At 40.0% G+C, this 14,551-nt stretch carries 16 protein-coding genes; 12 read left to right on the plus strand and 4 right to left on the minus strand.

What is annotated here, in order from left to right; all coding sequences use genetic code 11:
- Positions 1-18: 18 nt before the first annotated feature.
- The 4 genes from nadC to priA are packed head-to-tail and all read left to right on the plus strand — an operon-like array spanning position 19 to position 4,753.
- Entirely contained in the window at positions 19-876 is an 858-nt protein-coding gene (nadC, locus tag AACM45_RS01220) for a carboxylating nicotinate-nucleotide diphosphorylase (RefSeq protein WP_339140240.1), read from the plus strand.
- Positions 877-1,857: a YihY/virulence factor BrkB family protein gene (locus tag AACM45_RS01225; protein WP_339140241.1), complete on the plus strand. Its 981-nt coding sequence runs from the start codon at positions 877-879 to the stop codon at positions 1,855-1,857.
- A complete protein-coding gene (locus AACM45_RS01230; protein WP_339140242.1) occupies positions 1,850-2,287 on the plus strand; it encodes a DUF2147 domain-containing protein in 438 nt (145 codons plus the stop codon). The genes AACM45_RS01225 and AACM45_RS01230 overlap by 8 nt, the downstream gene beginning before the upstream one ends.
- 9 nt (positions 2,288-2,296) lie before the next feature.
- On the plus strand, positions 2,297-4,753 hold the full coding sequence (gene priA, locus AACM45_RS01235; protein ID WP_339140243.1) for a replication restart helicase PriA: 2,457 nt from the start codon (positions 2,297-2,299) through the stop codon (positions 4,751-4,753).
- On the opposite strand, the gene AACM45_RS01240 is transcribed toward priA, so the two are convergent.
- Positions 4,754-5,446, minus strand: coding sequence for a LytR/AlgR family response regulator transcription factor (locus AACM45_RS01240; RefSeq protein ID WP_339140244.1), 693 nt, complete (start codon positions 5,444-5,446; stop codon positions 4,754-4,756). It abuts the gene before it with no gap.
- 239 nt (positions 5,447-5,685) lie between these two features.
- Between AACM45_RS01240 and rpsF the strand changes: the two genes are divergently transcribed.
- From rpsF to hisS, 5 genes are all read left to right on the plus strand, one after another.
- A complete protein-coding gene (gene rpsF / locus AACM45_RS01245) occupies positions 5,686-6,024 on the plus strand; it encodes a 30S ribosomal protein S6 (RefSeq protein WP_339140245.1) in 339 nt (112 codons plus the stop codon).
- Positions 6,025-6,027: 3 nt separating this feature from the next.
- On the plus strand, positions 6,028-6,324 hold the full coding sequence (gene rpsR, locus AACM45_RS01250; RefSeq protein ID WP_054557866.1) for a 30S ribosomal protein S18: 297 nt from the start codon (positions 6,028-6,030) through the stop codon (positions 6,322-6,324).
- A gap of 14 nt (positions 6,325-6,338) precedes the next feature.
- The gene (gene rplI, locus AACM45_RS01255; protein WP_339140246.1) at positions 6,339-6,791 is read left to right on the plus strand and encodes a 50S ribosomal protein L9; all 453 of its coding nucleotides are present in this window, start codon (positions 6,339-6,341) and stop codon (positions 6,789-6,791) included.
- A gap of 145 nt (positions 6,792-6,936) precedes the next feature.
- The gene (locus tag AACM45_RS01260; RefSeq protein WP_339140247.1) at positions 6,937-7,407 is read left to right on the plus strand and encodes a DUF6495 family protein; all 471 of its coding nucleotides are present in this window, start codon (positions 6,937-6,939) and stop codon (positions 7,405-7,407) included.
- Between the two features lie 29 nt (positions 7,408-7,436).
- Complete coding sequence (gene hisS, locus AACM45_RS01265) at positions 7,437-8,810, plus strand: histidine--tRNA ligase (protein ID WP_339140248.1); 1,374 nt, start codon at positions 7,437-7,439, stop codon at positions 8,808-8,810.
- On the opposite strand, the gene AACM45_RS01270 is transcribed toward hisS, so the two are convergent.
- Together AACM45_RS01270 and AACM45_RS01275 are read right to left on the minus strand one after the other, a co-directional pair.
- On the minus strand, positions 8,803-9,354 hold the full coding sequence (locus AACM45_RS01270) for an NUDIX hydrolase (RefSeq protein WP_339140249.1): 552 nt from the start codon (positions 9,352-9,354) through the stop codon (positions 8,803-8,805). The genes hisS and AACM45_RS01270 overlap by 8 nt on opposite strands.
- A 40-nt stretch (positions 9,355-9,394) precedes the next feature.
- Positions 9,395-10,483 (minus strand): M42 family metallopeptidase, encoded by a 1,089-nt coding sequence (locus AACM45_RS01275; protein ID WP_339140250.1) that lies wholly within the window; start codon positions 10,481-10,483, stop codon positions 9,395-9,397.
- A gap of 102 nt (positions 10,484-10,585) precedes the next feature.
- On the opposite strand from AACM45_RS01275, the gene AACM45_RS01280 reads away from it, so the two are divergent.
- The gene (locus tag AACM45_RS01280) at positions 10,586-11,269 is read left to right on the plus strand and encodes a DUF4294 domain-containing protein (protein ID WP_339140251.1); all 684 of its coding nucleotides are present in this window, start codon (positions 10,586-10,588) and stop codon (positions 11,267-11,269) included.
- Here the strand turns inward: AACM45_RS01280 and AACM45_RS01285 are convergent, their stop codons facing one another.
- Positions 11,270-11,500, minus strand: a complete 231-nt coding sequence (locus AACM45_RS01285) for a DUF6095 family protein (RefSeq protein ID WP_339140252.1) — start codon at positions 11,498-11,500, stop codon at positions 11,270-11,272. It lies immediately after the preceding gene.
- Positions 11,501-11,556: 56 nt separating this feature from the next.
- On the opposite strand from AACM45_RS01285, the gene AACM45_RS01290 reads away from it, so the two are divergent.
- Both AACM45_RS01290 and AACM45_RS01295 read left to right on the plus strand, forming a co-directional pair.
- Positions 11,557-12,870, plus strand: a complete 1,314-nt coding sequence (locus AACM45_RS01290; RefSeq protein ID WP_339140253.1) for an amylo-alpha-1,6-glucosidase — start codon at positions 11,557-11,559, stop codon at positions 12,868-12,870.
- 1 nt (position 12,871) lies between these two features.
- Complete coding sequence (locus AACM45_RS01295; RefSeq protein ID WP_339140254.1) at positions 12,872-14,518, plus strand: sodium:solute symporter family transporter; 1,647 nt, start codon at positions 12,872-12,874, stop codon at positions 14,516-14,518.
- Positions 14,519-14,551: the final 33 nt, after the last annotated feature.

The raw sequence follows: 14,551 nt of genomic DNA on the forward strand, positions 1-14,551 counted from the left end.
TTCAAATCAAAAATAACGATGATTACCGACGCCCAATTTAATGAAGAATTACGACTGATTATTTCCAACGCCATTCGTGAAGATGTTGGTGATGGTGATCATAGTTCACTGGCTTGTATTCCGGCCAATGCCACTGGGAAAGCAAAATTACTGGTAAAAGATAAGGGTGTTCTGGCCGGTGTTGGTTTTGCAAAACAGGTCTTTGAATATGTGGACCCCAAGGTATTGATTGAAACCCATATTCATGACGGTTCTCAGGTTAGGTACGGCGATGTTGCTTTTTATGTATCGGGTAGCTCACAGAGTATACTGAAAGCTGAGCGTTTGGTTTTGAATGCCATGCAACGAATGAGCGCTATTGCCACAAAGACCGCTTTTTATGTAAACCTTTTAGAGGGGACTGGCACGAAGATCCTTGATACTAGAAAGACGACCCCAGGTATACGGGCACTTGAAAAGTGGGCCGTCAAAATAGGCGGTGGTGAAAACCACCGGTTTGCACTCTATGATATGATCATGCTTAAAGACAACCATATTGATTTTGCCGGCGGCATCACAAAGGCAATTACGAAAACAAAGGAATATTTGGCCAATCATAACAAAGACTTAAAGATAATCGTAGAGGCAAGAAACCTTGATGAGGTAAAAGAGATTTTAAATTCGAATGGGGTATACCGCATATTATTGGACAATTTCAACTATGACGATACCAGAAAAGCGGTAGAATTGATTGGCACAACATGTCTCACCGAGTCATCTGGGGGCATTACCGAAGAAACCATTCGAAATTATGCAGAATGTGGGGTCGATTATATCTCTTCAGGAGCCCTAACACATTCCGTCCATAATATGGACTTAAGTCTTAAAGCAGTATAGATGTCAGAGGCTATTGAAGAAAGGCTTGAACGCATCCCCCTGATTAATTGGCTTGTTACCCTATTAAAGAAAATACGTTTACCTGGCTTTGAGGGATTGTCCATTTATGACCTTTTGGAAATTTACGTAGTGGGTATCGTGAAAGGTACCCTATCAAGCAGGGCAAGTTCCATTGCATTCAGTCTCTTTATGGCCCTTTTTCCGTTGTTGATTTTTTTGGTCACCTTGGTTCCCTTTATTATTCCTTATGTCAGTGTGGGCAATGAGGATTTCGATATGCAGTTCCTCCTTTTTTTAGAATCATTCCTGCCTTCGGCGACCAGTGAGTATTTTGGCGAGATCTACCAACAGATCAAGGATCAAAAAAGGGGTGGGTTATTATCATCGGCTTTTTTGATTTCCATTTTTCTGGTCGCCAACGGTGTTAATGCGATTTTCAGTGCTTTTGAGAACTCATACCATATCGAACTTGCTCGAAACTTCTTCAGACAATACGCCTATGCCTTGATGGTGGGCCTTTTTTTGTCGATCTTACTCATTCTAGGTGCCGTGGTCTTTGTTTATTTTGAATTTTACATTATCGAATATACCTCTGAATATTTGGGTAAAAAATTGGGGTATGATGTGGAGCAAAGTGATTACGCCGGTGTACAGTTTGCTAAATTGCTATTCTTTATGTTGTTATCGTACCTGACTACGGCAATATTATATTATTTTGGAACCGCTGAAGGACGAAAAGTCCGTTTTTTTTCGGCAGGTGCCCTAATGACGACCCTCTTATTTGTGGTTACCTCTTATTTATTTGGTATCTATGTAGAAAAATTCGCTAGGTATAACGAGTTATACGGAGCCCTTGGGGGGTTGTTGATTTTAATGGTATTCATTTGGCTGAATTCGAATATATTGTTACTGGGTTTTGAGCTAAATGCCACTTTATATCGTTTAAGAAAGAGTGTGGGTAAAAAGAATGAAAATGCATAAGACGATTTTAGTATTAACAGTACTTGGTCTATTGACCATTACGGCTGTAAATGGACAAACTGTTTTTGGAAAATGGAAGACCATTGATGATAGAACCGGGGTGACCAAAGCAATCGTTGAGCTGTATAAAGAGGATGGACTGTTACAAGGTAAGGTTCTTAAGGTCTTGGAAAAGGGTAGGGAGAATGCAAAATGTATCAAATGTAAAGGCGAATTGAAAGACAAGCCTATTAATGGAATGCAGATCATCTATTCCTTTAAAGAAACCGAAGATGGGGTTTATAAGGGAAAACGATTATTCGACCCTGAACAGGCGATGACCTTTCGTGGAAAAATTTGGCTAGATTCCGATGACCCCGATAAATTGAAGGTACGGGGGTATTTGGCCTTTTTATATCGCACGCAAACTTGGCTAAGGTTCAAAGAATAAGAGCTGCAGATGACCTATTTCGTTGACGTACTATTGCCTATTCCGCTAGAACGTTTTTTTACTTATCAAATCAGTCCTGAAGAAGCTTCCTATATTCAAAAGGGGATTCGTATTGCGGTACCGTTCGGAAAATCAAAGATCTATACTTCCCTTGCGGTTCAAGTACATCAAAATCCCCCCGAAGCATATGAAGCCAAAGAAATCCACCAGATATTGGATGATAGTCCTATTATCACTGAGGTACAGTTCAAACATTGGCAGTGGGTCGCATCCTATTACATGTGCACCCTAGGTGAGGTGATGCGCAGTGCACTGCCCAGTTCACTTTTGCTGGAGAGCGAAACTTTAATTTTCCCTAAAGATTTAGAAACCATTGAGGATACAAGCCTATCAGATAATGAGTTTTTGATTTTAGAGGCATTGCGGCACCAATCTAGTTTGCGAATCGCCGAAATAGCCGCCATTATAGAACGTAAGACCGTATTGCCTATCGTACATCAATTGGTAAAAAAAGGAATCATTGCGTTAAAAGAAGAATTGCATGAAAAGTATCGTCCCAAAATGGTCGATTATGTGCGATTGGCCGCCAAATATGATTCTGAAGAAGGTTTAGAGGGCATTTTAAAAGAATTGAGCAGGGCAAAAAAACAAAGTCATGCACTGCTTTCCTTCTTTCAGTTACAATCGTCGAATAAAGGCCCGATTACCCTAAAACAACTGCAAACAGAGAGTAGGGCTACGGCCGCAGTGATAAAGGCTTTAATAGCCAAAGGTGTATTTGAAAAGTATCAAATCAGAACTGATAGGGTGCAATTCAGAACCAATGACAAGATGGTCGCGAATATCACTTTCAACGCTGAACAACGGCAGGCATTTGATGCGATTAAACTGGCCTTCGACGAAAAAAAGGTCTGTTTGTTGCATGGGGTGACTTCCTCGGGAAAAACCGAGGTGTTTATCAAACTTATCAATGAAGTACTACAAGACCAAAAACAGGTGTTGTACCTTCTTCCCGAGATTGCGCTGACCGCCCAGCTGATCCATAGAATGCAATCTTATTTTGGTAATCAAGTGGCGATATATCATTCTAAATATAGTCTGGATGAAAGGGTGGAGGTCTGGAATAATGTTTTGGATGGTAATGAAAAAGCAAGGGTGGTTGTTGGTGCAAGATCTGCCTTGTTTTTACCCTTTCAAGAGTTAGGATTGATCGTTGTAGACGAAGAACATGAGGCATCATTCAAGCAATTTGATCCCGCACCCAGATATCATGCAAGGGACGCTGCGATAGTCTTGGCCAATTTACACCATTCTGCATGTGTTCTGGGATCTGCTACCCCAAGTATTGAAAGTTACTATAATGTAGAACAAAAAAAATATGGTTTAGCTACCATAACGAGACGCTACGGTGAAGTTTTAATGCCTGACATTGAATTGGTCGATATTAAGGAAGAAACAAGGAAAAAGAGGATGAAAGGTCGTTTTTCCGAACGTTTGATTACTGAGATTTCAGGATGTCTTGAAGAAAAAGAACAAGTCATATTGTTTCAGAATAGACGCGGATTTGCACCAATCGTGGAATGTACCACATGCGGGCATGTTTCACAATGTCCGAACTGTGATGTCAGTTTGACCTACCACCAACGTAGAAACCAATTGCGATGCCATTACTGCGGTTACCATATCGCCCTATTGCAAAGTTGTCAGGCCTGTGGTAGTAATACCTTGGATACGAAGGGATTTGGAACGGAACAGATTCAAGAAGAGCTAACGAGACTTTTTCCAGAAAATTCGATTGCCCGAATGGATCTCGATACCACGAGGGGCAAACATGCCTACGAAAAGATCATTACGGCTTTTGAACAGCACGAGATTGATATTTTGGTGGGTACCCAAATGGTAACCAAGGGATTGGATTTTAGAAACGTTGCCTTGGTAGGGGTAATGAATGCCGATACCTTATTGAATTTTCCTGATTATAGGGCCCATGAACGTAGCTTTCAGCTTCTGACACAAGTGGCTGGTCGCGCAGGAAGAACAAAAAAACGCGGTAAGGTATTGATACAGAGCTACAATCCCTATCACCAAATATTACATCAGGTATCGAATTACGATTTTGAAAAAATGTTTGGTGAACAGCTTTATGAACGTGGGCAGTTCAAATACCCTCCGCACATACGTATCATAAAAATCACCCTTAAGGATAGGGACTACAATAAATTAAACGAGGCCTCAGATTGGTTTGCAACTTCCCTAAGGAGTATGCTAAAGGCCCAAGTTTTAGGACCTGAATATCCCGCCATCGCGAGAATACGCAACCAATACCTAAAAAATATCATTGTTAAAGTCGACAAGCAACAATCAATGGCAAAAACAAAAAATAGCATTAAAAGAATTGAAAAGTCTTTTAATGCTATCTCGCAATATCGTAGTATTCGGTTGGTCTATAATGTAGACCACATCTAACTATACGTTGGCCAGTGCCTCTGCCAATTCTGTTTTTTTGTTTCTGCTTAAAGGAATTTGCCTTCCCCCGACTTCAACATTCTTGCTGTTGAATTTCTCTATCTTCTCAAGATTCACAATGTATGATTTGTGGATTCTAAGAAACTTTTCAGCTGGTAATTGCTGTTCAAAAGACTTCATCGTAGATAGAATTACAATATTCGCCTCATCGGTAACCAACTTAATATAATCACCTAAGGCTTCAATCCACTTAATATCATTAAGGATTACCTTACGTTTTTTAAGGTTACTCTTCACAAAGATATGCTCTTCGTCCTCATCGACCCTGTTCATTTGCTCGTATTTGGCAACGGCCCTTTTTACGGAAGCCTCAAAACGTGCCAGGGTAATAGGTTTGTGCAAGTAATCGGTTACGTCATAATCAAATGCCTTTAATGCATAGTCGGGCTTACCGGTAATCAAAATGACCTGTGGTGGGTTTTCTAAAGCCTCCAACAGGTCAAAACCACTGATAATGGGCATTTCAACATCTAAAAAGATGACATCCACTTCATGGTTCTTTAATCCGTTTTTAGCTTCGATAGCATTGCTGTATTCAGCAACCAAGGCAAGATGTGGGTGATTGTTGACCAACTTGGCAACAGCCATACGCTGCATTGATGAGTCGTCTACAATTATACTTTTAAGTTTCATAAATTGGGGTGATTTGTGGGGTTAAATCATCGGCAAATTACATAAAAACAACGTTAAACTACAACAAAAGATGTAAACATGGTATAATCTGTTGTGTATTCAGCATTAAGCGCGATGTAGGTTTGGTTTCATTTTTTTATTGTTAATAACTTCTTAAACGAATAACGAACAATTCTAAATTTTCTTGTGAAAGGAGTTAATAATGTTTACTTTTGCGCTCCTTAAATAAATATGTATATATGAATCATTACGAAACTGTTTTCATTTTGAATCCCGTTCTGTCTGAGACCCAGATAGAGGAAACAGTTAAGAAATTTGAAGATTTCTTAATTAAGAATGGTGCCAAAATGGTGGCCAAAGAGAATTGGGGCCTTAAAAAATTGGCTTATCCGATCCAGAACAAGAAAAGTGGTTTTTACCACTTATTTGAATTTAGTGCTCCGGGCGAAGCTATTGGTCCTTATGAGCTTGAGTTCAGAAGGGATGAACGCATTATGCGCTTTTTAACCGTGAAGTTGGACAAGCATGCTATAGCTTGGGCTGAGAAAAGAAGAACAAAATTAAAAACAAAAGCATAAGTTATGTCATCTATAGAACAGCAGGCAAAGTCTAAGAAAGATGGGGAAATCAGGTATTTGACCCCACTTAATATTGAGACCAATAAGCAAAAGAAGTATTGTCGTTTTAAAAAATCAGGTATCAAGTATATTGATTATAAAGACCCTGACTTTTTAATGAAATTGGTAAACGAACAAGGTAAGTTGTTACCAAGAAGGTTAACAGGTACTTCATTGAAATATCAAAGAAAAGTTGCTCAAGCGGTTAAACGCGCACGTCATTTGGCATTGATGCCATATGTAGGTGATATGTTGAAATAATAAAAGACGGATAAATGGAACTTATATTAAAACAAGATGTACAAGATTTGGGTTTTAAGGATGATATCGTTACCGTTAAGAACGGTTACGGTAGAAACTTCTTGATTCCCCAGGGTATGGCCTCATTGGCTACTCCGTCTGCAAAAAAGGTGCTTGCTGAAAATTTAAAGCAAAGAGCACATAAAGAAAAGAAAGTCATCGACGAAGCAAATAAAATTGCTGAAGGCTTAAAAGCCTTGGAAATCAAGATTCCGGCAAAAGTAGGTGCAGGTGATAAATTATTTGGTTCAATCTCTAATATTGATTTGGCCGCTGCGCTTGAAAAAGCAGGTCAGGGTGTCGATAAAAAGTTTATCAGTATTCAAGGCGGAACCGTAAAAAGAACCGGACCTTACAATGCAAAAATTCGACTGCATAGAGAAGTGATGGTTGACTTTCCTTTTGAAGTAATCGCAGAGGCAAAGTAAGCTTTTACCATAACAGATTTAAAAGAGAGCTATGCCCGCATAGCTCTCTTTTTTATTTCAGGTAAGATTTTTTCGATTCGACAACAATTTTTTTAAACTTACAATATCTCTAAATACATACCGATTCAGTACTAAAGCAGGGCATATGAAATATTCAAGGTTATCAAAAGAACAGTTTGAAGAACTGCATCAAGAGTTCATCAACTTTTTGGCCACACAATCCATTACCGCTGAGGAGTGGACAACATTGAAAAAAGAAAAACCTGAGGCAGCGGAAGAAGAACTGGATGTTTTCAGCGACTTGATCTGGGAAGGGGTACTTTCTAAAGTAAAATATTTGGAGAATATCTCAGAACGGCATATGCACCTTTTCGAATTGACCGACAAAGAGATGAAGCTGATTTCAGTAAAAATTTTAAATCCTGAAATCGATTTGCGTACCAAAGTAGGTTTTGGTTGGTTCAAACGTAATTTTCAATCTGATTTCGTGGAATACCTGACCGCTTCAAAGGCATACACCGATGATAAAAATCAAGATAAATTCGATTTGATCCAGCAAGGGGCAACCATCACGAAAGGTGAATTATACCAATGGTTTGATGAAATCATCGGATAAAACGATATTTGCATCAGATTAAAAACTTCATGGCACAGAAACCATCCATTCCAAAAGGTACTCGAGATTTTTCACCAGCAGTGCTTGCAAAACGAAATTATATTTTTGATACGATCAAAAAGCAGTTTGGGCTTTTTGGATTTCAACCCATAGAAACGCCAAGTTTTGAAAACGCTGAAACCCTGTTGGGTAAATATGGCGATGAAGGGGACCGATTGATCTTTAAGATTTTAAATTCAGGCGATTTTATTTCGAAAGTAGATGATGTCACCTATAGCTCTAAGAATTCCACTTCCCTTGCGCCTAAGATTAGTGAAAAGGCATTGCGCTATGATTTGACGGTACCCTTTGCGCGTTATGTAGTAATGCACCAGAACGAATTGGATTTTCCGTTCAAACGCTATCAAATTCAACCTGTTTGGCGTGCAGACCGCCCCCAGAAAGGACGCTTTAGGGAATTCTATCAATGCGATGCCGATATTGTTGGGGCCAATTCATTACTACAAGAGGCAGAACTGGTACAACTTTACGATGCGGTTTTTACCGATTTGGGCCTAACCGGTACGACTATTAAAGTCAACAATCGAAAAATACTTTCAGGTATTGCGGAAGTCATTGGGGCGAAACGCCTATTGGTCGATTTCACGGTGGCTTTGGATAAATTGGATAAAATAGGGGAGGCCAAGGTAAAGGAAGAGATGCTTTTGAAAGGAATTCCAGAAAGGGCCATTGCGAAAGCATCCCCATTATTTGAGATGTCCGGTACCGCCGAAGCACAGCTACTACAGCTAAAAACACTTTTAGGGGAATCCGAGGTTGGGCTACAAGGTATAGCAGAACTACAAGAAATTATTTCAACCGTTCATGAGCTGGGTCTAAAATCGGCAAAATTGGAATTAGATGTTACCTTGGCACGCGGACTCAATTACTATACGGGTGCTATTTTTGAGGTTACCGCCCCGAAAGGTGTCAACATGGGATCCATTGGTGGCGGAGGTCGTTATGACGATCTTACGGGAATTTTCGGCCTAAAGGATATCAGTGGTGTGGGGATTTCCTTTGGTTTGGATAGAATTTATCTTGTACTCGAAGAATTGGACCTTTTTCCAGAATCAATAGCGCAATCCTTGCAGGTTCTTTGCTTGAACTTTGGGGAAAAAGAAGGTTTAGCTGCCTTAAAGCTAATCTCAAGACTAAGGGTAAAAGGTATCAAGGCAGATTTATACCCCTCAGCGACGAAGGTTCAAAAACAATTTAAGTATGCCGATAAGCGCAATGTGCCCTACGTCATTTTATTGGGTGCAAAAGAGCTGGAAAATGAAACATTTATTTTGAAGGATATGACATCTGGTGAGCAAACGGTCCATAAATTAGAAGAAACGCCGAAAGTATTTTTTAAATAGCGGTAGCTAATCGTTTTTGTATTTCTGCAATTACGAATTCGAAACGCTTTTCTGAATTTGGTATGAACTTTTCCGGTTTTCGAAGTATCCAAGATTCAAAATCTTGAATGGAAACCCATTCCAATGCCTCAACCTCACTTTCTTGCTTGGTGAGTTTTACCTTCCTATCCAATTGATATATAAAGACATGGGTGTATTCCCTATCAAAAATACCATTGTCATGCTTCTTTTCTTTCTTGTAAATCGTGATTTTTTCTAAGCTCGCTATGGTAACTGCAATACCCAGTTCTTCCTGACATTCCCGAACAGCCCCAGTCTCCGGACTTTCACCTGCACCAATGTGCCCCGCAGCGGAAACATCCCATTTTAGGGGATAGGTTTCCTTGTATTTTCCGCGTTGCTGTAAAAGAAGATAACCTTCTAAAGAATAGCACCATACATGTATGGTTGGATGAAAAAGTCCGTTAGCATGTGCAACGGACTTTAAGGCAGTATTTCCAGTTGGGGAACCATCCTCATTTAAAATGTCCACAAGTTCATCCATAATAAAACCCTCCTGTTCAGCAGGGATCTAGGAGCGGCTTTTAGTCAAAGTAACTAAACGTTTCCCCAGATTTTATGGTCAGTAAAGTTTCATAAATCAAACGGATTACATTTTCAACGTCCTCACGATGTACGGTCTCAACGGTTGTATGCATATAACGAAGCGGTAATGAGATCAAAGCGGATGCCACACCCCCATTGCTGTAGGCAAAAGCATCGGTATCGGTACCTGTTGCCCTAGAATTCGCGGCACGTTGAAAAGGAATCTTTTTTGCTTCTGCCGTTTCTACAATACGCTCCCGTAATTTTTGCTGTACAGCCGGGGCATAGGCAATAACAGGGCCTTTGCCTATGGCAGCATCACCTTGTGTTTTCTTATCGATCATCGGGGTGGTCGTATCATGGGTAACATCGGTAACGATGGCAACATTGGGCTTTATGGTCTGGGTGATCATTTCTGCTCCCCGTAATCCGATTTCCTCCTGTACCGAATTGGTAATGTAGAGCCCAAAAGGCAATTTTTTCTTGTTTTCATGCAATAGCCGGGCCACTTCGGCGATCATAAACCCACCGGCACGATTATCCAATGCCCTACAAACGAATTTGTCTTTGTTCAAAACCTGAAACTCGTCTGGGTAGGTTATTACGCAGCCCACATGAACCCCCATTTTTTCAACCTCCTCTTTGTCCTTCGCACCAATATCGATAAAGATGTTGTCCAATTTTGGCGCCTCTTCTTTTCCATTTTTTCGGGTATGTATCGCCGGCCAGCCAAAAACGCCTTTGACAATCCCGTTTTTAGTGTGGATATTTACCCATTTCGATGGTGCTATTTGATGGTCACTTCCACCATTTCTAATGACATAGATGAGACCATTATCCGTAATATAGTTGACATACCAAGAAATTTCATCGGAATGCCCCTCAATGACTACTTTATACTCCGCTTCAGGATTTATAACGGCAACCGCAGTGCCGTAGGTATCGGTGATGAATTCATCAACATAGGGTTTGAGATAATCCATCCAAATTTTTTGCCCTTCCCATTCATAACCCGTTGGTGACGCATTATTCAAATATTTTTCAAAAAACTTTAGCGATTTGGCATTGATAATCTTCGATGTGGCCATAGGTATGTTTTAGCCTACAAACATAGCAATATTCACTTTTATTTAATAATAAGAATAAAGCTTTATCGTTACTTTTGGTATGATTTATGACCTACGAATTCCATGCTAAGAAAATTTAGTTTGATATGTCTGTTAGGTGCTTCTTTTTTGCTAAACGCCCAAGAAGAGGAACCAAATGATACCATACCGGAATACTATGTTAGAATGGAGGGGGATTCCGTCTTATTGAGTTCCATTCCTTTAGATGATGTTTACATTTTTGGCAAACTCGAATTTGCCGACAAAAAAGAGAAATTACGATACTATATCCTGCGGCGTAAAACCCTGAAGGTCTATCCATATGCGAAGTTAGCGGCCGAAAGGCTCGTTGAACTCAATGATAGCATAGCACAAATAAAAAAGAAACGCCATCAGAAGCGCTATACCAAAAAGGTTCAAAAATATATTGAGGGCGAATTTTCAGATGAACTAAAGAAGTTAACGCGAACCGAAGGTCAAATACTGATTAAGCTTATCCATCGTCAAACCGGTAGCACTGCCTTTAACCTAATTAAGGAGTTACGAAGCGGTTGGCGGGCCTTCTGGTACAATACTACGGCAAAAGCCTTTAAAATTAGCCTGAAGCAAGAGTTTTTACCCACGCAGGTACATGAAGATTATTTGATTGAGGATATCTTGCAACGAGCCTTTGCGGCCAATCAATTAAGAAGGCAAAAATCGGTTTTAGACTATGACTATACCAGTTTAACGAATAAATGGAAACCTACTAAGGCGCGAAATCGATAGTCATTTCTTTTTTTTTCCAAATACGGCGTCCATAACAATATTAACGGAGCGAAAGCCTAAATAAATGGCTAGTCCTGCAAGTAATATGCCCACGATCAATACGGGAATGAACAAGGGTTTATCGGTATTCTTAAAGGCTTGATAAATGACGATTGGGGCCACAAATAGGGTCAATGCAGTGTAGCCAAATGATTTCAATCCCTTTACCAATAACTCCTTATCTGTCTTCATGGGGTTTAAAAGTAATAAGAATACTTTATATTTAGTACCGACATTCGGTTACTTATATGAAAGAAAACCAACTGCTTTTAAATGCGCAAAGCGTATTGCAAAATAATTGGAAAAATGGTTTTACCATTCCCTGTGAAGGATTATATCCGTTTCAATGGAATTGGGATTCCGGTTTCATTGCCATCGGTTTGGCCCATATTGATTTAGAGCGGGCCAAACAAGAGATCAAGTCTTTGTTACTGGGGCAATGGAAGAATGGCTTTATCCCCCATATTTTATTCCATAATAAATCGGATTCCTATTTTCCCGGTCCTGAAGTACATGCGTCCCATTTAAATGCCCATGCCCCTAAGTTACCCACTTCGGGGATTACCCAACCTCCAGTATTGGGCTTTGCTATTGAGGCTATTTATGATATTTCCAACGAGACCGAAAAAACGTTTGTGGAAGAAGTCTATGACCAAGCCTTTTTACTTCAGCAGTACTTTTATACCCAACGGGACCCCTATGATGAGGGACTGGTCTATATCTGCCATAATTGGGAATCAGGAACCGACAATACCCCTGTTTGGGATTTGATTTGGAAAGATATGGACTCGCCCAATTACGAATTAAATCGGCGTGACACCCAACATGTAGATGCAGTCAATCGTCCTTCAAATCGCGAGTATCAACATTATATACACCTTATTGAACTTTTTAAGGAATGGAGGTATGACGATACCTTGATTGCCAAAAACTGCCCTTTTTTAATCCAAGATCCCTTGTTCAATGCTATGTTGATCAAGTCAAATGAAAGCCTTGTACGTTTAGGTAAACTTTTGGGTAAGGATAAGGAAGTAGCACAGTTAAGCGTATGGCACCAAAAGGCCATTACCACTTTCAATTCAAAGTTGTTCAATGAAGACAAGGGTGCTTATGTCTACTATGACCTTAGAAATAGAAGGACTATCGATTATGTTTCTTCATCTTCATTCGCCCCTTTATTTGCCGGAATCGCTACTAAAGCGATAGCGGATTCCATTATCAAAACCCATTTTAATCGAGGCATTTTTTCCGGTAAGGAAAATGAACTCTTGCTCTGCGCCTCTTTTGACCCTACCAGTCAAGATTTTGATCCAAAACGCTATTGGCGCGGCCCAGTTTGGATAAACCTTAACTGGATTATTTATCATGGTTTAAAACGGTATGGGTTTAAAAGAGAAGCGGAACAATTAAAATCGGACACCCTCTATCTATTGGAAAAATTTGGGTTCTACGAGTATTTTGACCCAAGAAAAGAAGTTGTCGAAGGTTTGGAAATAGGTTACGGGGGAAACAACTTTTCATGGTCGGCGGCGCTATATATCGATTTCATTAAAAGAGCATGACATGAATACCTTAGACTATGTTCTCGTTGCGGTTTATCTTATCGGATTTTTGGCCATGGGCTATTTCTTCAAGGATAATAAAGATTCAAAAGACTACTTTTTAGGGGGTAGGAGTATGGGGTGGTTTCCCTTGAGTCTATCAACGATGGCTACCCAACTTTCCGCAATAAGTTTTATCTCGGCACCGGCGTTTGTAGGTCTAAAACTCGGTGGGGGCATGAAATGGTTGTCTTTTGAATTTGCCGTGCCCCTCGCCATGTTGTTCATCATGTTGTTTATCATTCCACCGTTGTTTCGTTCAGGGGTGGTCAGTATTTATGAGTTCGTGGAAAAAAAATTCGATACGTCCACCAGATTGATTTTGAGTGTTGTTTTTCAAATCAGTCGCGCCTTGGGCACAGGGGTAATGGTTTATACCATCGCGATTATTCTACAGGCCGTACTCGACATTGACTTTGTCTATACCATTTTGATTATTAGCGTAATTACGATTATCTATTCTTGGCAAGGGGGAATGAAAGCTGTGGTGTGGGGTGATGCCATTCAAATGATCATCTTGTTTTTAGGCTTATTGACCTGTTTATTTTACGGATGGCAGTTGTTGGATTCACATGATGGATTTGCCAACGGTTTTGAAACGGATCGTTTGCAGGCAATTGATTTTAATTGGGGGATCGGTGCTGGTGACGAATATGGATTTTGGCCTATGTTGATTGGAGGCTTTTTTCTTTATGTTTCGTATTATGGGTGTGACCAGACCCAGGCACAGCGCATGTTGTCTGCAAAAGATGAAGGCACGATTAAAAAGCTGCTCTTGGCGAACGGATTATTGCGTTTTCCTGTTGTTCTATTGTATTGTACAATCGGATTGATTATTGGTGGCTTGGTTACGGCCGCCCCTGATTTTTTGGCCGAAATAAGTGCCATGACCCAAAAGTATTTTCCAAAAGAATTCGCACAAAGTGGAACGAAGCCTGATTTGATGATTCCAATATTCATTACCAAGTATTTACCCCACGGATTTATTGGTCTGCTAATGGTGGGTATTCTATCTGCAGCAATGTCTTCGTTGAGTTCTACGGTCAATTCCCTTTCGGCGGTAAGTGTTGAAGATTTCTTTAATCGCGGTAAAAAGCAGTTGTCGCCCAAAAAGTACATGCTAATCTCAAAACTATCCGTCATTTTTTGGGGTCTGGTCTGTATGGCCTGTTCGTTCTTGTTCGGCGGTAGTAAAAGTGCGGTCATAGAGATCATCAATGCGATAGGCTCCGTTTTTTATGGGCCCGTTCTAGTTACTTTTTTACTCGCCATTTTTTCTAAAAAAGTGAATCATATTGGTATGAATGCGGGCATTCTTGTTGCGGTTTTGGTGAACTTGGTCTTTTCAAAGACCATGCAGAATATATTTGGTCTTGATTTTGGATTTGAGATTTTTTGGATTTGGCTCAACTTTACTGGAGTAGTACTGACTTTGGTTATAGCTTATGCAGTGAGTTACTTCACCTCAGATTATGGAAAAAAACAGAACATGACCGCTACGGTCTTACCTAAATGGAGTGATTTCAAACAAAAGGAAGTATATATTCTTGTGGCGTTCTTTCTGTTCATTTTAATTAGTAGTTATTGCATTCCGTATTTATTTGGATAAACCTGAAACAGAATACTTTGCTGATAGCAATGC

This window comes from Croceitalea sp. MTPC5 (assembly GCF_036985505.1).
GTDB lineage: Bacteria > Bacteroidota > Bacteroidia > Flavobacteriales > Flavobacteriaceae > Croceitalea.